The following is a 21314-nucleotide window of genomic DNA, read 5'->3' on the forward strand; positions in this document are numbered from 1 at the left end:
AGCGTCCAATCAGAAAGTCCGATCCGTGCCGAACCCTGCTCTCATCATCTTCGATTTCGACGGAACCGTCGCCCTCGGCGACGGGCCGGTGCTTGCCTACGCGCGTGCTGCCGCCGCTGCCTCCGGCGATCCCGACCGGTTCCTCGCCCGGGTCGACGACGGGCTGCGCGGCCGACCGTCCGGTGCTGGGGCGCCGCTCGACGCGTACGACGTGATCCGCCTCGTGGCCGAGGACGCGGGGGTCGGGGCCGAGGCGCTGTCGCGTGCCTACCTCGACAGCCGCGCACTGCTGGGCACCGATCTCGCTCCCGTCGAGGCGCCGGTCGGGCTCGCCGCGGTCGCCGAACGCCTGCCGGCCGAGTGCGTCCTCGTCACCAATGCCCCGGCGACCCGCGTCGCGGAGACCCTCGACGCGCTCGGGCTCGGCGACGCCTTCGCGCGCATCGTCACCGACGCGGGCAAGCCCGCCGGACTCGAACGGCTGCTCGACGCGCCCGAGGTCCGTGACCGCCGGGTGCTCGCGGTCGGCGACATCTGGCGCAACGACCTCGAGCCCGCGCACCGGCGCGGACACGACACCGCGCTCGTCGGTCCGTGGACGGATGCCGCGGCATCCCCGACCTTCCACGCCGACACGCTCACCGAACTGCTGCCGCGCATCGAAGCGTGGGCCGCGGCATCCGCCCCCTGACTCCGTACCCCTCTCACACCACTCCTTTCCCACCCCTCACCCGAAGGACATCCACTCATGCGCACCACCCGACTTCTCGCCGCGGCCGCCGTCAGCGCCATCGCCGCCATCACCCTCGCCGGCTGCGCGGGCTCGCCCGCCGCCGGTGACACCCCTGAGGCCGCCGCCGACCCGACGTCGCTCGTGCTCGCGCTCGTCCCCTCGCAGGACCAGAACGGGCTCGTCGAGACCGCGGCTCCGCTCACCGACTACCTGAGCGACGAGCTCGGCATCGAGGTCACCGGTGTGGTCTCGAAGGACTATCAGGCCGCCGTCGAGGCGATGGGCGCCGGCCAGGCGCAGATCGGCTTCCTCCCGTCGCTGCAGCTGTGGCAGGCCAACGACATGTACGGCGCTGACGTCGTGCTGCAGACCGAGCGCAACGGCAACATCAGCTACCCCGCGCAGTTCATGACGAACAACCCCGACAAGTACTGCGACGACGCTCCCGTCGAGCGCGATGGGATGCTCTTCTGCAACGGCGCCGACGCGATGACGGGCCCCGCGGGCCTCGACTCGATCACCAAGGTGAAGGGCGCGAAGGTCGCCGTGCTCGGACCCGGGTCGCCCGCCGGCTACATCTACCCGATCCTCGCGCTGCAGGAGGCCGGGCTCGACACCGACAGCGACATCGATCAGCTGCCCGTGACCGCGAACGACGCGTCGGTGCTCGCCGTCTACAACGGTGACGCCGAAGTCGGGTTCAGCTTCTGGGACGCGCGCACGATCGTGAAGAAGGACACCCCGGACGTCGGGCAGAAGGTCGTCGTGTTCGCGATGACCGAGGAGATCCCGAACGACGGTGTCGCGCTGAGCTCGGACCTCTCGCCCGAGCTGCGCGAGCGCATCGCGACCGCGCTGGAGGACTTCTCGAACACCGCCGAGGGCTCGGAGGTGCTGCAGAGCATCTACTCGATCACGAAGCTCGCACCCGCCGACGCCTCGTCGCTCGACGTCGTCGCACGCGCCGCGCAGGCGCTCGGACTGCAGTGACCGACACCACTGCACGCGATGCCGGGGCCGCGGCCCCGGCATCGCCGTCGGGCATCCGACTGCACGACGTCACGGTGCGCTACCCGAACGGCACTCTCGGCCTGCGCGGGGTCTCGCTCGAGATCGGTGCGGGCGAGATGGTCGCCGTCGTCGGGCTGTCGGGATCGGGCAAGTCGACCCTCATCCGCACGATCAACGGCCTCGTCCCCGTGACCTCGGGCGTGCTCGAGGTCGGCGGCGTGCGCGTCGACACGGCGCGTGGGCGCGAGCTGCGTCGCCTGCGCGGCGACATCGGCATGGTGTTCCAGGGCTTCAACCTCGCCGGTCGCACGAGCGTGCTCAACAACGTCCTCGTCGGTCGCCTCGCCCATACCCCGGTGTGGCGCACCCTGCTGGGCGCCTACCGGTCCGACGACCGCCGCCTCGCCTTCGAGGCGCTCGAGCGCGTGGGGATGCTGCCGCGGGTCTGGGATCGCGCCGCCGCTCTCTCGGGAGGTCAGCAGCAGCGCGTCGCGATCGCCCGCGCCCTCGCGCAGCAGCCGCGCATCGTCCTGGCCGACGAGCCGGTCGCGAGCCTCGACCCGCCCACCGCGCACGGGGTCATGAAAGACCTCCAGCGCATCAACACCGAGCTCGGCATCACGGTGCTGGTGAACCTGCACCTGCTCGACCTGGCGCGCACCTACGGCGTGCGACTGATCGGGATGCGGGCGGGCGAGGTCGTCTACGACGGCCCGGCAGCGGATGCCTCCGACGCGGACTTCGCCGGCATCTACGGGCGATCGCTGACGGCCGAGGACCGGCTCGACGCATGAGCGCGCCCGCACTCGTCGTCCCGCCGCGACCCCGCGGACGTGCGGTGCCGTGGCTGGTCGGGGGGATCGTCACCGTGATCACGGTGGTCACCTGCCTTCCCGGCATCGGCGTCGGCCTCGACCTGTCGGGCATCGCGCGCAACTGGCAGCACGGAGCCGACAAGGTGCTCGGATTGCTGCAGCCGGACTGGACCTTCTTCCCGCGGACCGTCGCCCCGCTGCTGGAGACGCTCCAGATGGCGGTGATCGGCACCGCGGTGGGGGCCGCGCTCTCGCTGCCGCTGAGTCTGTGGGCGGCTCGGCCGACCAACCCGCGCCCGGTGCTGCGGGGTGCGGTCCGCGCGATGCTCAACATCGTCCGGAGCGTTCCCGACCTGCTGTCGGCGGCGATCCTGGTGGCGATGGTCGGGGTCGGCGCGCTGCCCGGCATCCTCGCCCTCGTGATCTTCAACGTCGGCATCATCGTGAAGCTGGTCTCCGAGCAGATCGACGCGATGGACACGGGGCCCCTCGAAGCGGGCCGCGCCGCGGGCGGGACGCAGCTTCAGATCAATCGTGCCCTCGCCCTGCCCGACACCTGGCCCGCGTTCGCGGCGCAGACGCTGTACGTCCTCGAGCTCAACGTCCGCGCGTCGACCGTCCTGGGGCTCGTCGGCGCCGGCGGCATGGGCCTCATCATCGACGCCGTGCGCACCTTCTACCGGTACGACCAGCTGTCGCTCATCATCCTGGAGATTCTCGTCGTCGTGCTCGTCATCGACGCCGCCAGCTCCGCCCTGCGACGGAGGCTCGCATGACCGCTCCCGTTCTCGCCGATCCGCGACGCACGTCAGCGCCGGCCGTGCCCTCCCGCCCGCGTCGACGGGTGCGCACCGTGGTCGCCGCCGCCGTGACGATCGTCGTCATCCTGGCCTTCTGGTCGGTGGACATCACCTGGTCACGGCTGGCCGACTTGCCCGCCGAGCTCGTGCGCTACGGCTGGCTCATGTTCTCGTCGCCGACCTGGGAGAAGCTGCCGGACGCTCTGTGGCAGACCTGGCAGAGCGTTCAGATGGCGTGGGTCGGGACCGTGCTCGGGGTCATCGTGGCCACACCGCTCAGCCTGGTGGCGGCCCGAGGGTTCGGTCCGGCATGGCTCCGCTCGATCCTGCGGTTCGTGTTCTCGACGATCCGCGCCGTTCCCGAGATCATCTTCGCGATCATCATCCTCTCGATGACCGGGCTCACGCCGCTCACCGGGGCGCTCGCCCTCGCGGTGAACGGCATCGGCACCCTCGGCAAGTGGGGGTACGAAGCCGTTGAAGCCGTCCCCGCCGGACCCATCGAAGCGGCGCGCGCGGCCGGGGGCAGCCCGGCGCAGGTGCTGCGATGGGGCGTGTGGCCGCAAGCGACCCCGGTGTTCCTGTCGTTCTGGCTCTACCGCTTCGAGATCAACGTGCGCTCGTCGGCCGTCCTCGGGCTCATCGGAGTCGGCGGGATCGGCGACATGCTGACGACCTACACCCAGTACCGTGAGTGGTCGACGGTGGGGATGCTGCTGATCGTCGTGATCGTCGTCACGATGACGATCGACGGCATCTCGGGCCGCATCCGCCGACGGATCATGGAGGGCGCACGTGTCCGGTAACGCTCCGCCGACCGTGCGCATCCAGGCGCTCCGCAACGGGCTGCAGCCGACCGAGCGCCGCGTCGCGGACGTGATCCTCGACGCGCCCGAGGTCGTGGTCGAACTCACCGCGCAGCAGCTGGCCGACCGTGCGGGGGTCGCGCGTTCGTCGGTGGTCCGCGCCTGTCAGACGTTCGGGTTCCGCGGCTATCCGCAGCTGCGGGTCGCGCTCGCCGCCGAACTCGGAGCGGCCGCGCCGGCGCCATCCGACCACGGCGACGGGGCGCTCGGGCGCGTGCGCAGGTCGATCGATCGAGCCGCGTCGTCGCTGCCGGCGTCGACGAGCCTGCTCGAGGCTGACGAGGTCGAGCGAGCGGTGACGGCTGTGGTCGGCGCCGGCAGGCTGCTGGTCGTCGCCAACGGACTCTCGTCGCCGGTCGCGAGCGATCTCGCGATGCGCCTGACCGCCGTGGGGCGGCCCGCCGAGGTGATCGCCGACGTCATCGCGCAGCAGATCTCCGCTCGGCAGCTCGGCAGTCGTGACGTCTGCATCGTCGTGAGCGGCTCGGGCGCGAACGAGGCGAGTCTGCGGGCCGCGGCGGCGGCCGCGACCGGGGGAGCCGTCGTCATCGCGATCACCTCGTTCGCGGCATCCCCGCTCGTCGAACGAGCCACGCACGCGCTCGTCATCGCGCCGGCGGGGACGAGCTTCCGCGATGAGCTCGAGCACACGTCGCGGGCCGCGCACGCGCTGTTCGTCGAGGCTCTCGCCGACGAGGTGGCCGCGCGCCTGCCCGGCGGCGCGAGCGCCGTGCGCGCGCAGGTGCTCGAGGTCCTCTCCGACAATCTCGGGGCTTGAGCACGGGGTCAGGGGGAGAGGCGGAGGGCCGTCCAGACGGCGGCGCGGTCGGCGAAGCTCGACAGGTCGCGGCCGAGCAGGCGCTGGGCGAGGGCGATGCGCGTGCGGACGGTGTGTCGATGCACGCCGAGGGCGCGCGCCGTCGACTCGTGAGCGCCGTCGTGGTCGAGCCAGGCGACGAGCGTCGCCTCGAGCGCCGTACCGTGACGTGCATCGTGGGTGCGCAGCGGGGTGAGCTCGGCTCCGGCGCGGGCGCGAGCGGGCGCCGTCGCGAGATCGTCGAGCAGGTCGCCCGGGGCGTCGACGACATCGGTGACGGCACCCGGACGCCCGCGGTCGCGCGCGAGCCGGGCCCGGTCGCGGGCCGCCGTCACGTCGTCGTCGGTCACGGCCCCGGCGGTTCCGAGCCGCCACGACAGCCGCGCGGCGATGTCGTCGAGCATGGGCCGTTCGCCCGCCCCGACGATGAGGAGCACTCCGTCCTCGTCGCGACCGTAGAACAGTCGGCCCCCCGCGGCGTGATTGTCGAGCACTTCGCGGGCGCCCGTCGGCGCGTGCGCATCGGCCACGGCGACGACGTAGGGCGCGGCGGGGAAGCCGCCCCAGGCGTCGGTCGCCACCTTCCGTGCGAGGGTGAGATGCCCGTCGACGAGCAGGTCGACGAGCGCCGCCCGCAGTCCGCTCCACGCTCCCGCAGTCATCCGTCGCTGCTCGAGAGCAAGGCCCGTCATCGCGACGACGGCGGTGACGACCGCCCGGGCATCCTGGTCGAGCTCGATGCCGGCGGTGACGAGGACGCCCCGCTGACCGGCCGAGCCGAGGGTCTGCAGCGTCACGGGGTGCCCCGCCAGCCGCATGGCCGCCCCTGTCCCGCCGCCCCTGCGCAGGAGGGCCGCCGCCTCGGCGTCGACGGCCCGGCGCAGGTCGTCGTCGACCGACGACCCGGCGGTCGAGTGCTCGTGCGTCAGTGCGCCCGAGGCGTCGTAGAGGCGGACCCACGCGCCGAGCTGGCGCGCGAGCTCGGCGAGCGTGGCATCGAAGCCGTCGGGGCGCAGAGCCGCGATCGCGAGGGCGCGCTGCGCGTCGAGCGCCCAGCTGCGCCTCGCGTACGCCTGTGCCGCGATCGCCTCGGCCGCCGCTCGGGCGACGGCGATGAACGGCGTGCGGTACGGCACCTCGAACAGCGGCATTCCCGCCGTGGTGCACGCGACCCGGAGGGCATCGGGGATGCCGTCGCGGACGACCTCCGTGCCGAAGCCGAGCCCCCGCACTCCGCGCGCCCGCAGGCGGCCGACATAGGCCTCCGCCTCCGCGTCGGCGTCGGCGTCTCCAGCGAACTGGGTACCCGTCGTGAGGAGGACGACGTCTTCCGAGAGGAAGGGCGTCGGGTCGGCGAGATCCGAGCTGTGCACCCAGCGCACGGGCGCGTCGAGGTTGGCGTCGTCGGCCGGTGTCGCGAGGCGCAGATCGAGCTCGCGCCGGGCCAGCAGCGCGCGGATCGTCGGCGACGGGTGAGCGGCGGCGGGCATCGGCATCCTATACATGCTGGCGATAAGAGGTGGCATCACTGTACAACCCGGTGAATGCGGGTTGCGCGATGCGCGTCTTACTGTCGCGGAATGAGCACCACGACCTCGACGCCGACCATCCCCCTCGGCGGCCCGACCCTCCCGCAGGAGCGCCGCGTCGTCACCGCGATCCCCGGACCCCGTTCCGAGGAGCTGCTGGCCCGCAAGGCAGCCGCCGTCCCGGCCGGTGTCGGCCACACGGCGCCGATCCATGCCGTCGCCGCGGGTGGCGGAGTCGTCGTCGACGCCGACGGGAACTCGCTCATCGACCTCGGCTCGGGCATCGCCGTGACCTCGGTCGGCAACGCGCATCCCGCCGTCGTCGCCGCTGTGCAGGCGCAGGTCGCGCAGTTCACCCACACCTGCTTCATGATCTCGCCGTACGAGTCGTACGTCGCCGTCGCCGAAGCGCTCAACCGACTCACCCCCGGCGACCACGAGAAGAAGACCGCGCTGTTCAACTCGGGCGCCGAAGCGGTCGAGAACGCCGTGAAGATCGCACGCAAGGCGACCGGCCGTCAGGCGGTCGTCGCCTTCGACCACGGCTACCACGGCCGCACGAACCTCACGATGGCGCTCACCGCGAAGTCGATGCCCTACAAGAGCGGATTCGGGCCCTTCGCCCCCGAGGTCTACCGTGCGCCGCTGTCGTATCCGTTCCGCGACGGACTGTCGGGCCCGGATGCCGCGGCCCGCGCGATCTCGCAGATCGAGAAGCAGATCGGAGCCGACAACCTCGCCGCCGTCATCATCGAGCCCATCCAGGGCGAGGGCGGGTTCATCGTCCCCGCCGACGGGTTCCTGCCGGCGGTCGCCGATTGGTGCCGCGAGAACGGCGTCGTGTTCATCGCCGACGAAGTCCAGACCGGCTTCGCCCGCACCGGTGCGATGTTCGCGAGCGAGCACTTCGGCATCGTCCCCGACCTGATCACGACGGCGAAGGGCATCGCGGCCGGCCTGCCGCTCGCGGCCGTCACCGGCCGCGCCGACCTCATGGACGCCTCGCACCCCGGTGGCCTGGGCGGCACGTACGGCGGCAACCCCGTCGCCTGCGCGGCGGCCCTCGCCGCGATCGACGCCTTCGAGAACGACGGCCTGATCGAGCGCGCTCAGCAGATCGGGGCGCGCCTGACAGCTCGTCTCAACGCAATGCGCGAGAGCGACCCCCGCATCGGGGAGGTGCGCGGGCTCGGCGCGATGATCGCCGCCGAGTTCGTCGACCCCGCCACCGGCGCCCCCGACGCCGCGCTGACCTCGGCGATCGCGAAGGCGTGCATCGCGGAGGGCGTCATCGTCCTCACGTGCGGCACCTACGGCAACGTCATCCGGTTCCTTCCGCCGCTGTCGATCGGCGACGAGCTGCTCGACGACGGCCTCGACGTCATCGCTGCGGCGCTCGGGCGGGTCTGAGCGTGGCAGCCCCGAGCACCAGCGGCTGGGAGAACCCGGTCTCGCCCGAGACGTCCGCGGGGCTCGGGGCGGTGACGAAGGCGCGCTCGAACAAGCTGCGGTCGCGCCACGTCACGATGATCACGCTCGGCGGCATCATCGGCGCGAGCCTGTTCGTCGGGTCGGGCAACGTCATCCGCACGGTTGGGCCGGCCGCCGTCCTGTCGTACCTGCTGGGCGGTCTGCTGGTCTTCCTCGCGATGCGCATGCTCGGCGAGATGGCGGCCTCGCGTCCGGCGATCGGCTCGTTCATGGAGTACGCCCGCGTCGGACTCGGTGATTGGGCGGCCTATCTCGTCGGCTGGCTCTACTGGTACTTCTGGGTCGGCGTGCTCGCCTACGAGGCAGTGCTCGGCGGCGAGACGATGCACACCTGGTTCCCGGTCATCCCCTCCTGGGGCTGGTCGCTGATCCTGCTCGCGGTCTTCGTCGGCACGAACGTCATCTCGGTCCGCACGTTCGGCGAGGTCGAGTTCTGGCTGGCCAGCATCAAGGTGCTCGCGATCGTCGTGTTCCTCGGCGCCGGCATCCTCTTCGCCCTCGGGCTGTGGCCGCAGGCGACCTTCGCCGTCCCCAACCTGTGGGAGCACGGCGGGTTCGCGCCCAACGGCATCGGCGTCGCCTTCACCGGGGTGGCCCTCGTGATCTTCTCCTACTTCGGCACCGAGATCGCCGTCATGGCGTCGGCCGAATCCGTCGATCCTGCCAAGGGCATCCGGCAGGCGACGAGCACCATCATCTGGCGCATCCTGCTGTTCTTCGTCGGGTCGGTGCTCGTGATCGTCACCGTCGTGCCCTGGGACGAGCTGCCGGCACCGACGGATGTCGCGAACGCGCCGTTCACGGTCGCGCTGTCGCGCTTCGGCATACCCGGGGCCGACGTCATCATGCAGCTCGTGATCTTCACGGCCGTCATCTCGGTGCTCAACTCGGGGCTGTACTCGGCCTCGCGGATGTTCTCGGCGCTCGCCGATAAGGGCTTCGCCCCGAAGATCGTCGCGCGGCGCTCGCGCAACGGTGTTCCGGTGATGGCCCTGCTGGCCTCGACGATCGGCGGGCTCATCGCGACGCTCGTGAACTTCCTCACGCCGGGGTCGGGCATCTTCGACTTCATCATGAACTCGGCCGGCCTCGTCGCGCTCTTCGTGTACGTCTTCATCGCCCTCACCCAGCTGCGGCTGCGTCAGCGGATGACGCCCGAGGAGGTGGCCGCGCTCAAGCTGAAGATGTGGCTGCACCCGTGGCTCAACATCTTCCTCATCGTCGCGATCGCCGCCGTCGTGGTGGTCATGCTCACGACGGAGTCGGGGCGTTCGCAGGTGTGGACGAGTCTCATCGCCACCGGTGTACTACTGGTGTTCTGGCCGCTCGTGCGCCGCAACCTGCGCGCCCGTCGGCTCGACCGGGAGAGTGTCGCCCCGGTCACGGGTTCTGCCAACGAAGGAGTCGGAAATGACTGAGATCACCCGCGACGTCGCGATCGTCGGAGCCGGCGCGGCCGGACTGACCGCCGCGAACGACCTGAGGAAGGCCGGGCTGTCGGTCGTCGTGCTCGAGGCGCGCGACCGCGTCGGCGGACGCCTGTGGACCGATGAGATCGACGGCGCCATGCTCGAGCTCGGCGGCCAGTGGGTCTCGCCCGACCAGCACGCGCTGATCGACACGCTCGCCGACCTCGGACTCGAGACGTACACGCGGTATCGCGACGGCGACAGCGTGTACGTCGGTCCGGACGGGCAGGCGCGGCGCTTCCGCGGCGAGATGTTCCCGGTGGCGCCGGAGACCGAGCGCGTCATCGACGAGATCACCGCGCGGCTGGACGAGATGGTCGCCGAGATCGACCCCGACCGGCCGTGGGCGCACGAGAAGGCGGCCGAGTGGGACCGCATCTCGTGGGACGCGTGGCTGCGTCAGCAGACCGATGACGACGAGGCGGTGCGCAACCTCGCCTTCGCCACGGGATCGGCGATGCTCACCAAGCCGACGCACACCTTCTCGCTGCTCCAGTCGCTGCTCATGGCGGCGTCGGCGGGCTCGTACTCGCACCTGGTCGATGCGGACTTCATCCTCGACAAGCGCGTCGTCGGAGGTCTGCAGCAGGTGCCGCTGCGCCTCACGGAGCGGCTGGGCGAGGACGTCCTGCTGGGTCAGCCGGTGCGCTCGATCGAGTACTCCGACGCGGGTGCGGTCGTCCGCACCGACGAGGTCACGGTGCGGGCACGCCACGTCGTGCTCGCTCTGGCGCCGGTGCTCTACAACCGCATCTCGTTCTCGCCGCCGCTGCCGCGTCTGAAGCACCAGATGCACCAGCACTTCTCGATGGGCTTCGTCATCAAGGTGCACGCCGTCTACGACCGGCCGTTCTGGCGCGAGCAGGGGCTGTCGGGCACCGCCTTCAGCCCGTACGAGCTGTCGCACGAGGCGTACGACAACACCAACCACGGCGACGAGCGGGGCACGCTCGTCGGGTTCGTGTCCGACCAGAACGCGGACGACCTCTTCCGCCTCTCCGCGGACGAGCGGCGCGAGCGCATCCTCGAGTCGCTCTCGCACTACTACGGACCCGAGGCGAAGAACCCGATCGTCTACTACGAGAGCGACTGGGGCAGCGAGGAGTGGACGCGCGGCGCCTACGCCGCGAGCTTCGACCTCGGCGGCCTGACCCGTTACGGCGCTGAGCAGCTCGAGCTCGTCGCACCGTTGCACGTTGCGTGCAGCGATCTCGCCGGACTCGGCTACCAGCACGTCGACGGAGCGATCCGCATGGGCCACCGCGTCGCCGACGAGATCCTCGAAGCGGACCGCGCATGAGCCGCTCGGCGTCCGGCGGCCGCATCGTCGTCGGATACACCGCGACCAAGGCGGGGCGGGATGCCGTGGCCTTCGCGAGTCGCCTCGCGACGGCATCCGGGGCCGCGCTCCACCTCGTGCTCGTGCTCCCCGCCCAGAAGCCAGGGGTCGTCCCGCCGGACGCGGGCTACGAACGGCTGCTGCGCGAGCAGGCCGCCGGCTGGCTGCGGGAGGGCGCCGCGGAGGTGCCCGAGGGTGTGTCGCACCGCGCACACGTCCGCTACGGCGAGTCGGTCGCCGCGGGACTCATCGACACCGCCGACGAGCTGGGCGCGTCGCTCATCGTCGTCGGGGCCGCCGACGGCGGCAATCGGGGCCGGCACCGGCTCGGCACGACGACGACCGAGCTCGTGCACTCGTCCGACGTGCCGGTCGCCCTGGTTCCGCGCGGCGCGCGCCGCGTTCCGGTCGAGACCGGCATCACGCGCCTGACCGCCGCCGTGGGCGAGCGCGAGGGCACCGAGCTCCTCGTCGAGGCGACCATCCGGCTCGCCGCAGCGACCGCGGCGCCGGTGCGGCTGCTCTCGCTCGTCGCCCTCGACCTGCCCGCGGGCCTCGACACCGGGGCCATCCGCACGGTCGGTCAGAACCACGCGCAGGAGGTCCTGGACGAGGTCCGCGGAGCTCTTCCGGCCGAGGCCGAGGTCACCGCCGTGGTCGCGGCCGGCGACGGCATCGAGGATGCCGTGTCGCACCTCGAGTGGGAGGCCGGCGAGGTCGTCATCGTCGGCTCCAGCCGTCTCGCGCAGCCGCGACGGCTCTTCCTCGGCTCCACGGCGGCGCGGATGCTGCGCGTCGTCACCGCCCCCATGATCGTGGTGCCCCGCACCCGCAGCGACCGCGAAGGAGCGAGCGCATGACCCGAGCAGAACAGACGGGGGTGCCCGCGGGCGACCCCGTCACCGGCGGCATCTCCCGGAAGGGGCTGAGCGCCGGAACGGTCGGTCTCATCGGAGCAGTCGTCATCGGCATCTCCTGCATCGCCCCGGCCTACACCTTCACCGCGGCGGTCGGGCCGACGGCATCCGTCGTGGGCACTCAGGTGCCGGCGATCGTGCTCGTCGGTTTCATCCCGATGCTGCTCGTCGCCTTCGGATACCGCGAGCTCAACAACCGCATGCCCGACTCGGGCACCAGCTTCACGTGGGCGACGCGCGCCTTCGGCCCGTGGATCGGGTGGATGGCCGGTTGGGGGCTGGTCGCTGCGACCATCCTCGTGCTCTCGAACCTCGCGGGGGTCGCGGTCGACTTCCTGTTCCTGCTGATCGCTCAGCTCACCGGGCAGGAGTCGATCGCCGGCCTCGCCTCGGTGGTCTGGATCAACGTCCTCGTCTGCGTGCTGTTCGTCGCCGCGGCGACGTTCATCTCGTACCGCGACATGCAGACGACCCAGAAGCTGCAGTACGGGCTCGTCGCCTTCCAGGTCGTCGTCCTTGTGCTGTTCGCGATCGCGGCGATCGTCGAGGCGGTTTCGGGCAACGCCTTCGACGCCACGGCGTTCGACTGGTCGTGGTTCAACCCGTTCGCGGTGCCGACGTTCAGTGCCTTCGCCGCCGGGCTGTCGCTGTCGATCTTCATCTTCTGGGGCTGGGACGTCACGTTGACGATGAACGAGGAGACGAAGGACCCCGAGCGCACGCCGGGACGCGCCGCGACGATCACGGTCGTCATGATCGTCGCCCTCTACCTGCTGCTCGCGATCGCGATGATCATGTTCGCCGGCGTCGGCACGGGCGAGCTCGGGCTCGGCAACGAGGACATCCAGGAGAACGTCTTCTTCCACCTGTCGGGCCCGATCCTCGGCCCGCTGGCGTTCCTCGTCTCGCTCGCGGTGCTCACCAGCTCGGCGTCGTCGCTCCAGTCGACCTTCGTCGGGCCGGCGCGCACACTGCTCGCGATGGGCCACTACGGCGCCCTCCCCGAGAGCTTCGCGAAAGTGAGCCCCCGGTTCTTCACGCCCGGCTACGCCACGATCGTCTCGGCGATCGTCGCATCGGGCTTCTACGTCGTCATGCGTATCGTCAGCGAGAACGTGCTGTGGGACACGATCCTCGCGCTCGGCATGATGATCTGCTTCTACTACGGCCTGACGGCGTTCGCCTGCGTGTGGTACTTCCGGCGCCAGTGGTTCGACTCGGTGCGGAACGTCTTCTTCACGTTCCTCTTCCCGCTCGTGGGCGGCGTCATCCTGGCGGTGCTGTTCGTCACGACGCTCATCGACACGATGGATCCCGCGTACGGCAGCGGATCGCAGATCGGCGGCATCGGCCTGGTGTTCATCCTCGGCGTGGGAGTCATCCTCGTCGGCGTCGTCGTGATGGTGTGGCAGGCCGTGAAGCGCCCCGCGTTCTTCCGGGGCGAGACTTTGACCAAGGATGCGCCGGTGAGCCGGCGCGCGAGAGGAGTGGCGCGATGACGCACGATAACGAGACACGACTGCTGGCGGGGATCGAACGCGGCCTCTTCATCGGTGGCGAGTGGGTGGATGCCGAGGGCGGCGCGACCTTCCCGGTCACCGACCCCTCGACCGGCCGCACGCTCATCGAGATCGCCGACGCCTCGCCGGCGGACGGCATCCGCGCCCTCGACGCCGCCGTCGCGGCGCAGGAGGAGTGGGCCGCCACTGCGCCGCGCGTGCGCAGCGACATCCTGCGCCGCGCGTTCGACCTTGTGCAGGAGCGCAAGGAGGACCTGGCGCTGCTGATGACGCTCGAGATGGGCAAGCCCCTCGCCGAGGCGCGCGGCGAGGTCGTCTACGGCGGTGAGTTCCTGCGGTGGTTCAGCGAGGAGGCGGTGCGCATCTCGGGCCGCTACGGCCTGAACCCTGAGGGGACCGGCCGCATGGTCGTCTCGCAGCGTCCCGTCGGCCCGTCGTTCTTCATCACGCCGTGGAACTTCCCGCTCGCGATGGCGACCCGCAAGATCGCTCCGGCGCTTGCGGCCGGGTGCACCGTCGTGGTCAAGCCCGCGGCGCTCACGCCGCTCACCACGACGCTGTTCGTCCAGATCCTGCAGGAGGCGGGCCTCCCGGCGGGCGTCGTCAACGTCGTCAACGCGACGCGCTCGAGCGAGGTCGCCGCGCCCATCATCGCCGACCCCCGGCTGCGAAAGCTCTCGTTCACCGGCTCGACCCCGGTCGGGCGCAAGCTCATCGAGCAGGCGGCGGAAGGGGTGCTGCGGGTCTCGATGGAGCTCGGCGGCAACGCCCCGTTCGTCGTGTTCGACGACGCCGACCTCGACAAGGCGGTGGAGGGCGCGATGCTCGCGAAGTTCCGCAACATCGGGCAGGCCTGCACCGCGGCCAACCGCTTCATCGTGCACGAGTCGATCGCCGACGAGTTCGCCGACCGGCTCACCGAGCGCGTCTCGGCGATGAAGATCGGTCGCGGTACCGACGACGGCGTGCAGATCGGGCCGCTCATCGACGAGAAGGCGGTCGCGAAGACGGGCGCGCTCGTCGAGGATGCCGTCGCGCGGGGCGCCACGGTGCGCACCGGCGGGTCGGCCATCGACGGGGAGGGGACGTTCTTCGAGCCCACGGTCGTGACCGAGGTCGCCGCGGGCAGCGACATCCTGCGCGAGGAGATCTTCGGACCCGTCCTGGCGATCGCGACCTTCTCCGACGAGGACGAGGCCGTGCGCCTGGCCAACGACACCGAGTACGGACTGGTGTCGTACGTGTTCACGCAGGATCTCGCGCGCGGCCACCGGATGATCGATCGCCTCGAGACCGGCATGATGGGCCTGAACGTCGGGGTCGTCTCCAACGCGGCGGCCCCGTTCGGTGGTGTGAAGCAGTCGGGAATCGGGCGCGAGGGCGGACTCGAGGGCATCCACGAATACCTCTCGACGAAGTACACCCTGATCCCCGCCGACTGACGAGACGAAGGAGAACCGATGAGCACGTATGCCGTGACCAACCCCGCCACCGGCGAGACGCTGGCGACGTACGACCCCGCGACCGACGAGGACGTCGAGCGCGCCCTGACCGCCGCGGACGAGGCGTACCGCACCTGGTCGCGCGTCGTCGCGCCGGCCGAGCGGGCCGAGCGTCTGCGCCGCGTGGCCGAGCTGCACCGCGAGCGCCGCGACGAGCTGGCCGCCATCATCGTGCGCGAGATGGGCAAGCCGCTCGCCGCGGCGGAGGGCGAGGTCGATTTCGCCGCCGACATCACCGCGTACTACGCCGACCACATCGACGAGATCACCGGCGACACCCCGATTCCGATCGAGGGGGAGGGTGCCGCGGTCATCCGGCGCAGCCCGCTCGGCGTGCTGCTCGGAATCATGCCGTGGAACTTCCCGTACTACCAGGTGGCCCGTTTCGCGGCGCCGAACATCGCGGTCGGGAACACCATCCTGCTCAAGCACGCGCCGCAGTGCCCCGAGTCCGCCGCCGCGATCGCCGCGATCTACCGCGACGCGGGCTTCCCGGCCGGGGTCTACACGAACCTGTACCTGAGCAACGAGCAGGCCGCCGATGTGATCGCCGACCGCCGCGTGCAGGGCGTCTCCGTGACCGGGTCGGAGCGCGCCGGATCGGCGGTCGCCGAGATCGCCGGCCGCAACCTGAAGAAGGTCGCGCTCGAGCTCGGCGGGTCAGACCCGTTCATCCTGCTCTCGACCGATGATCTGGATGCCGCGGTGTCGGCGGCCGCCGAGGCGCGTCTCGACAACGTGGGACAGTCGTGCAACGGAGCGAAGCGGTTCATCGTGGTCGATGGACTCTACGACGCCTTCGTCGAGAAGTTCGCCGCGGCGCTGGCCGACGCGAAGGTCGGTGACCCGTTCGCCGACGACACGGTCCTCGGGCCGCTGTCGTCGCTGACGGCGGCGGAGCGGTTGGCGGAGCAGGTCGACCGAGCCGTGGCGCAGGGGGCGACCCTCGTGACCGGCGGACGCCGCGACGGCGCCTTCTACCCGGGAACGGTGCTCACCGGCGTGACACCGGAGATGGATGCCTACCGCGAGGAGTTCTTCGGTCCCGTCGGCGTGGTCTACCGCGTTGCGGATGAGACCGAGGCGATCGAGCTCGCCAACGACAGCCCGTTCGGGCTCGGGTCGTACGTGTTCACGACGGATGCCGAGCAGGCTGAGCGTGTGGCCGATGCGATCGACGCGGGAATGGTCTACATCAACCTCGTGCTCGCGGACGAGGCCGGGCTGCCGTTCGGCGGAGTCAAGCGCAGCGGCACCTCACGCGAGCTCGGGCTCCTCGCCGCCGACGAGTTCGTGAACAAGAAGCTCATCCGTACGGGCGCCTGACCCGTCGCGGGAGCCCACGGAGCAGCACGAAGGGCGCGCCGAGCGGATCGGCGCGCCCCTCGTCGTGGGTTATCGGGGTCGTGGGGTGACCGGGCTCAGGCGTCGAGCAGAGAGCGGACCTCCGCGGCCTCGGCGGGGCGGCCGAGAGCCTCGTAGACGTCGCCGAGCTCGCCCGCAGCCACCTGGAGCAGCGGCGGGATCTCCGCGGCACGCTCCATGACCGACCGATAGAGCGGCACCGCGTCGGCCGCGCGCTCGTGCTGCGTGAGGACGCGTGCGGCGAAGAGCTCGGACGCGCCGGCAGAGCCCGCGTCGCCGACCTCGGCGAAGCCGTCGGCGGCCTGCAGAGCGGTGGCGACCGCCTCGTCCGCCTGCCCGAGCATCGCGAGCGCGCGGGCTCGGGAGTCGGTGATGTCGGCGGCGAGCCACGGGGCACCGAGACCGGACGCGATCTCGCGGGCCTCGTCGAGGGCTGTCAGCGCCTCCTGCTCGCCGCGGGCGGCGCGGACCTGGCCCTCCGAGTGCCGCGCTTCGGCGAGCAGGCCGCCCTGGTCGGGCTCGGTGCGCGCGATCGCGACCGCCGTCTCGAGCGAGGCGAGGGCGTCGTCGAACTCTCCGAACCGGTGCAGCAGGCGACCGTGCGACAGGAGGGCGTTGGCGCGACCCACCGCGGCCTCTCCCTCATCGAACAGCTCGGCGGCGAAATCCCAGGCGCCGACCGCGCGGCCGGGTTCGCCGGCGTCTTCGAAGGCGCGGGCCAGCAGCATGAGCGTCTGGGCGCGAGACGCCGCGGGCTCCTCGCGGTCGGTCTCGTCGGAGTAGACGTTCACGAGCAGCTCGGCGGCCTCGTCGGCCGAACCGGATGCGAGCAGCGCCCGCGCGAGGCGGTACTGCACCGCGGTCACGGAGTCGCCGTTCTCCGTCGCGGCCCGCTCGGCGAACCGGTAGCGCGCGACTGCCTCGCCCGGAGCGCCGGCGTCCTCGTTCAGCGCGGCCGCGAGCACGTATGCCCCCGGGAGCACGCTGCGCGCGTCGAGCTCGACGAGGATGCGGCAGAGCTCGTCGGCGTCGGCCACGCCGTCGAGGAACCTCTCCTGTCCGCCGCGCATGCGAGCGCGCAGGCCGAGCAGCCGGGCCCGTGCGCCCGCGCCGAGCGTGGGGTCCTCGAGGGCCGCGGTGATCGTCGCGTCGCACTCGTCGAACGCCCCCACGGCGCCCTGGAACGACGCGCGCGCGAGCGTGACGATGCGCCGCAGGTCGTCGTCACCCAGGGCGGCGTCGCGGTCGCGGGCGTCGTCGAAGAGGCCGCGGGCCGTCTCGGGGTCGCTCTCGGCGACGGCCATGCCGAGCACGACCTCCACGATCGCGTGCAGGCGCGGCGGCACGCTCTCGCCGTCGGCGAGGAGCGCGCGAAGCGTCTCGAGGTCGTCGGGGGTGCCGCGTCCGAAGAGCGCGAGCCCGGCGCGCTCTTCGACCCGGGCCTCCGCGTCGCGACCGGCGGCGCGAAGGGCGTCGAGACGGTCCTGCAGGGCCGCTTGAGCGGCCTCGAGGTCGTCGCGCGCGACAAGAGCGGCGATGCGCGCCGAGTGGAGCTTTGCGCGCTGCTCGAGGGTCGCGCCGGGTAGGGCGGCATCCGCCGCAGCCAGGGCCTCGGAGGCGCCGTAGTCGCCGAGGTCGATAGCCCGCTGGACGAGCTCTTCGGCCGACCGTGCGGCCACGGGGGCGACCCGGGGGAGCAGGGGCTCGGCGCTGAGGGGGAGCGAGTAGCGCTCCTGCCCGACGGCCCAGGCCCGGTTGAGGCGTCGGCGGTGACCGTCGGTGCCGTCGCGGCGATCGAACTCGCCGGCGATCCGCTCGGCCTCCGTACGCATCACCGCGGCCAGCTCGGCGGCGCGCCACGGGCCGTCGTGGTCGCCGAAGAATGCGCGGAGCCGGTCGGAGTCGGCGCCCCGCACGATGGTGTCGGCGTGACCCGCGGCGCTGACGGCTTCCAGGGCGATCGCGAAGGCGGTGAGGGCGGAGAGATGGCCGTCGACTCCGAGCGCGTCGTGCGCGAGCCAGTCGAGGTGGCGTTCGACGAGCGAGAGTGCCCGTGCCTCGTTGCCGGTGATGGCGCAGAACACGATGTTGTCGGCGACGATGGCGAGGTTGTCCGCGTTGTCCTTCGCGAGCCGGTAGCTGCGCAGGTGGGCGAGGCGGGCTTTGTCGTATTCGCCCGCGTGCAGGTACGGAACGAGCGACCGTGCGAGCGCGTGCTCCGGCTCTTCGCCGCACGAGAAGTCGCCCTCGACGAGCTCTTCGACGAGGCGGATCGCCTCGTCCTCGCGGTCGGTGTCGATGAGGTAGCCGGCGACGACGCTGCGGACGCACGCCTCGCAGTGGCTGTGGCTGTCGCGGGGTGTCGTCTCGAGCTTGGTGCGAAGCTGTTCGGCCTCGTCGAGGCGGCCGGCCATCCACGCGTTCTCGAAGCGGGCCATGAGGACGCCGCTCTGACCGAGCCCGGCGGCGCGGTAGTGGTTCTCCATGTCGTCGAGCACGGCGGAGATCTGTTCGCGGTCGAACGCCGGGGATGCGGCCAGGCTGTCGGCCATCCACTTGAACTGCCACATGAGGTCGGCGGTCTCGTCGCCGAGGTCGGCGGGGAAGCGCTCGGGGTCGTCGTCATGCTTGCCGAGGCACCACGCGAAGGAGGTCAGCATCGCCTCGGTGTCGCCGCTCATGCAGGCGGACGAGGTCAGCCGCATCCGGGCCCGGTACTCCAGGGGCTCGTCGCCCGCCTCGACGGCGAGGGCGATGGCCTCGTTGATGAGGGCTCGCTCTTCGATGCCGACCGGGGTGCGGTCGATCTGCTCGAACAGTTCGAGGATGCGGTCGCTGGTCATGCTGTCCTTTCATGGGGGACGAGGCGCGGGATGCGGTCAGGACGCAGGGCGCGCGGAGAGTTCGACGAGCGCATGGAGCGCGCCCATCATGAGCGCGCGGTCGTCGCCGCTGAGGGGGCGCTGCGCGGCGAGGAGAGCCTGGACGTAGAGGAGGTGGACCGTGCGTGCGAAGGCGAGGTCGTCGGGGATGTCCAGGAGCGAGCGCACGACCGAGTTCTGCCAGTTCAGGCACAGCCGAACGCCCCCGGACGCGCCCTCGGGCGACGCCGGGCGCAGCTTCTCGGCGGTCGCGTCGATGCGGTCCATGACGCTTCCCCACAGCGGGCTGCCCACTGATCGGGCGCGGCCACGGTCGATCGCGCGCAGCGCTTCGGCGCCTGCGAGGTAGACCGCCGGGATCTCGGCGGCGTCGAGAGAACGCACCGCGACGGTGCAGCCGACAGCCGACAGGGCGGAGCTCGCGCGCTCCTCCAGTGCGAGGACGCGGGCGCGGTCGTCGAGCGGGGGCGGATCGAGCCGGTCGAGTTCCTCAGCGAGGTCGACGTGCTCGACCGTGACGCCGTCGAACACGAGCGGGAGCAGGCGCACCAGTTCGGCGTCGAACAGATATCCGCCGTTGACGAGCGGCTGTCGCGGGTCGGCGATGCCGGCGATCTGGCGGTACTCGTCGACCGTCTCGACGTATCGAAGGTGGGGGAAGCGGCCGATCAGGTCGCCGACCCGCAACCGGCCGTGCGTGGTCTCGACACTCAGCCATCGTACGATGAAGGCGGCGAGCTCGTCGTCATGACGCACGAGCGACTTGAGAGCGACTTCGTGAACCGCGACGAACTGCGCGAGACGGTGCGGTTCGGTCAGGCCGAGGTCGAGCACCCAGCGCCGGATCGCGGCTCCGAGCTCTTGGCGTGTGTGCTCGAGAGCCTCATCCTCGACCAGCGCCTCTCGGCTCGCGGTCGGGCTGAGCGCCGTGGAGTCGATCACGGCTCGGACGAAGAAGGCCCAGTCGGGCAGGATGTCGTCGGCGTTCTCGCTCAGCAGCATCCGGCCGAGGTAGACGCGGGTGGCCTGCCGGGCGCCGGGCGGGGGAGCGTAGGGGAGGACGTACGCGGTTCCGACGGTGTCGGTTCCCGGGACGTGCAGGGGAATCGCGTCGAACGGGTCCTGGCCGAGCAGATCGCGCCCGTAGGCCCAGCGCGCCGCCTCGTCGATGCCGGTCGTGGCGGCACGGAAGGGGGGCGTGCGGGTCGTCAGCTGCTCGCCGCCGCCGGGAAGGTCGACGCGCACCGCGATGGGGAGGAACTCGCCGAAGGTCTCGGCCAGCTCGACCGTCGCGGGCGTGCTGAGGAGATCGCGCTGGCCCGGGCGCGGACGCAGGTGCACGCTCGTGCCGACCGGGAGGTCGTCGGGAATCGTCCGCACCGTGAACGTGCCGTCGGCGTTGCCCTGCCATTCGACGGCGTCGCCCCCGCGCGCGCTCCGCGATCGGATGACGATCGTCTCGGCCACCATGAAGCACGACAGCAGTCCGATGCCGAACTGCCCCAGGAAGTCGCTCCTGGGCAGGTCGAAGATGTCGCGCTTCGAGCTGCGGCCGACCGTCGCGAGGAGGTCCGTCACCTCTGAGGCGGTGAGCCCGATGCCGTCGTCGCGCACGATGAACTCGTCACTGCGGTCGCTGAGCGGGGTGATGCGGATGCCGCTCGACTGGCGCGGCATCCCGGCGGGGGATGTGCTCGCTTCGAACTCTGCCCGAGCGGTGATCGCGTCGCAGGCGTTCTGCATCAGCTCTCGCAGGAAGACGCGAGGACCCGAGTAGATGTGTCGACTCAGGAGGTCGACGATGCCGCGAAGGTCGACCTGGAACTGCTGTGATCGTCCGGTATTCATCCGCCTGATTTCGTTTCGGGTAAGCACCACCGATGGCGTCCTCGGTGCGACAGCAGAGCGTAACAGTTCCCGGTAAGGGCGCATTTCTGATTCGCGTCCAGAATCGACGCGCAATTATCGACCGCCGGCTCATGGCAACCGGACCGGTTCAGAAGGGTGGCGGCTCGTCGGGCGGTCCGCTGGATGCGGCGTGCGGTGGCGGATCCGTGGTGTCGATGGTGAAGCAGACGGCCGGTATGGGAACGTCTTCGCGGTAGACCCGGCCGAGGGGTGAGGTCCATTCGAGAACCCCGCCGCTGAGCTGTCGGACTTCCCACTTGGTGAATTGCTTCATGGAGTGGTGTCGCTGGCACAGATGGGCGAGATTGAAGATGTGGGTATGCCCACCCAGGGCGTAATCGATGGTGTGG

Annotated in this window: 16 protein-coding genes and 1 pseudogene; 13 read left to right on the top strand and 4 right to left on the bottom strand. The window is 71.1% G+C overall.

The genetic code is table 11. From position 1 onward, the window contains the following. The first annotated feature begins 25 nt into the window (after positions 1-25). Genes DO944_RS09475 through DO944_RS09500 form a run of 6 tightly spaced genes read left to right on the top strand, consistent with a single transcriptional unit; the run spans position 26 to position 5003 of the window. Positions 26-691, top strand: coding sequence for an HAD family hydrolase (locus DO944_RS09475; protein WP_112616838.1), 666 nt, complete (start codon positions 26-28; stop codon positions 689-691). 57 nt (positions 692-748) lie between these two features. Then, positions 749-1723 carry a phosphate/phosphite/phosphonate ABC transporter substrate-binding protein gene (gene phnD, locus DO944_RS09480; RefSeq protein WP_112616840.1) on the top strand — a complete coding sequence of 325 codons (975 nt, stop codon included), beginning with the start codon at positions 749-751 and terminating at the stop codon, positions 1721-1723. After that, positions 1720-2538 carry a phosphonate ABC transporter ATP-binding protein gene (phnC, locus tag DO944_RS09485; protein WP_112616842.1) on the top strand — a complete coding sequence of 273 codons (819 nt, stop codon included), beginning with the start codon at positions 1720-1722 and terminating at the stop codon, positions 2536-2538. The genes phnD and phnC overlap by 4 nt, the downstream gene beginning before the upstream one ends. Continuing rightward, positions 2535-3335: a phosphonate ABC transporter, permease protein PhnE gene (phnE, locus tag DO944_RS09490; RefSeq protein WP_112616844.1), complete on the top strand. Its 801-nt coding sequence runs from the start codon at positions 2535-2537 to the stop codon at positions 3333-3335. Before phnC ends, phnE (DO944_RS09490) begins: the two co-directional genes overlap by 4 nt. Further along, on the top strand, positions 3332-4165 hold the full coding sequence (phnE, locus tag DO944_RS09495) for a phosphonate ABC transporter, permease protein PhnE (protein ID WP_112616846.1): 834 nt from the start codon (positions 3332-3334) through the stop codon (positions 4163-4165). Before phnE (DO944_RS09490) ends, phnE (DO944_RS09495) begins: the two co-directional genes overlap by 4 nt. Then, complete coding sequence (locus DO944_RS09500) at positions 4155-5003, top strand: MurR/RpiR family transcriptional regulator (protein WP_112616848.1); 849 nt, start codon at positions 4155-4157, stop codon at positions 5001-5003. The genes phnE (DO944_RS09495) and DO944_RS09500 overlap by 11 nt, the downstream gene beginning before the upstream one ends. Before the next feature lie 8 nt (positions 5004-5011). Here the strand turns inward: DO944_RS09500 and DO944_RS09505 are convergent, their stop codons facing one another. Further along, a complete protein-coding gene (locus DO944_RS09505) occupies positions 5012-6532 on the bottom strand; it encodes a PucR family transcriptional regulator (protein WP_112616850.1) in 1521 nt (506 codons plus the stop codon). Between the two features lie 90 nt (positions 6533-6622). Between DO944_RS09505 and gabT the strand changes: the two genes are divergently transcribed. Genes gabT through DO944_RS09540 form a run of 7 tightly spaced genes read left to right on the top strand, consistent with a single transcriptional unit; the run spans position 6623 to position 16135 of the window. Then, positions 6623-7981: a 4-aminobutyrate--2-oxoglutarate transaminase gene (gabT, locus tag DO944_RS09510; RefSeq protein ID WP_181574191.1), complete on the top strand. Its 1359-nt coding sequence runs from the start codon at positions 6623-6625 to the stop codon at positions 7979-7981. A 2-nt stretch (positions 7982-7983) separates the two neighbouring features. Beyond that, a complete protein-coding gene (locus tag DO944_RS09515) occupies positions 7984-9480 on the top strand; it encodes an amino acid permease (RefSeq protein WP_112616854.1) in 1497 nt (498 codons plus the stop codon). After that, entirely contained in the window at positions 9473-10831 is a 1359-nt protein-coding gene (locus DO944_RS09520; RefSeq protein ID WP_112616856.1) for an NAD(P)/FAD-dependent oxidoreductase, read from the top strand. Before DO944_RS09515 ends, DO944_RS09520 begins: the two co-directional genes overlap by 8 nt. Next, positions 10828-11730, top strand: coding sequence for a universal stress protein (locus DO944_RS09525; protein WP_112616858.1), 903 nt, complete (start codon positions 10828-10830; stop codon positions 11728-11730). The genes DO944_RS09520 and DO944_RS09525 overlap by 4 nt, the downstream gene beginning before the upstream one ends. Then, the gene (locus DO944_RS09530) at positions 11727-13286 is read left to right on the top strand and encodes an APC family permease (RefSeq protein WP_112616860.1); all 1560 of its coding nucleotides are present in this window, start codon (positions 11727-11729) and stop codon (positions 13284-13286) included. Before DO944_RS09525 ends, DO944_RS09530 begins: the two co-directional genes overlap by 4 nt. Next, positions 13283-14749, top strand: coding sequence for an NAD-dependent succinate-semialdehyde dehydrogenase (locus DO944_RS09535; RefSeq protein WP_112616862.1), 1467 nt, complete (start codon positions 13283-13285; stop codon positions 14747-14749). The genes DO944_RS09530 and DO944_RS09535 overlap by 4 nt, the downstream gene beginning before the upstream one ends. Before the next feature lie 18 nt (positions 14750-14767). Beyond that, positions 14768-16135, top strand: coding sequence for an NAD-dependent succinate-semialdehyde dehydrogenase (locus tag DO944_RS09540; protein ID WP_112616864.1), 1368 nt, complete (start codon positions 14768-14770; stop codon positions 16133-16135). Between the two features lie 95 nt (positions 16136-16230). On the opposite strand, the gene DO944_RS09545 is transcribed toward DO944_RS09540, so the two are convergent. The 3 genes and pseudogenes from DO944_RS09545 to DO944_RS15925 all read right to left on the bottom strand — a co-directional run. Beyond that, on the bottom strand, positions 16231-19017 hold the full coding sequence (locus tag DO944_RS09545; RefSeq protein WP_112616866.1) for a hypothetical protein: 2787 nt from the start codon (positions 19015-19017) through the stop codon (positions 16231-16233). A gap of 36 nt (positions 19018-19053) precedes the next feature. Beyond that, a complete protein-coding gene (locus tag DO944_RS09550; protein ID WP_112616868.1) occupies positions 19054-20904 on the bottom strand; it encodes an HSP90 family protein in 1851 nt (616 codons plus the stop codon). Between the two features lie 148 nt (positions 20905-21052). Continuing rightward, a pseudogene (locus DO944_RS15925) lies at positions 21053-21314 on the bottom strand (HNH endonuclease); the annotation flags it as partial.

It is taken from the genome of Microbacterium sp. SMR1 (assembly GCF_003289625.1).
GTDB lineage: Bacteria > Actinomycetota > Actinomycetes > Actinomycetales > Microbacteriaceae > Microbacterium > Microbacterium plantarum.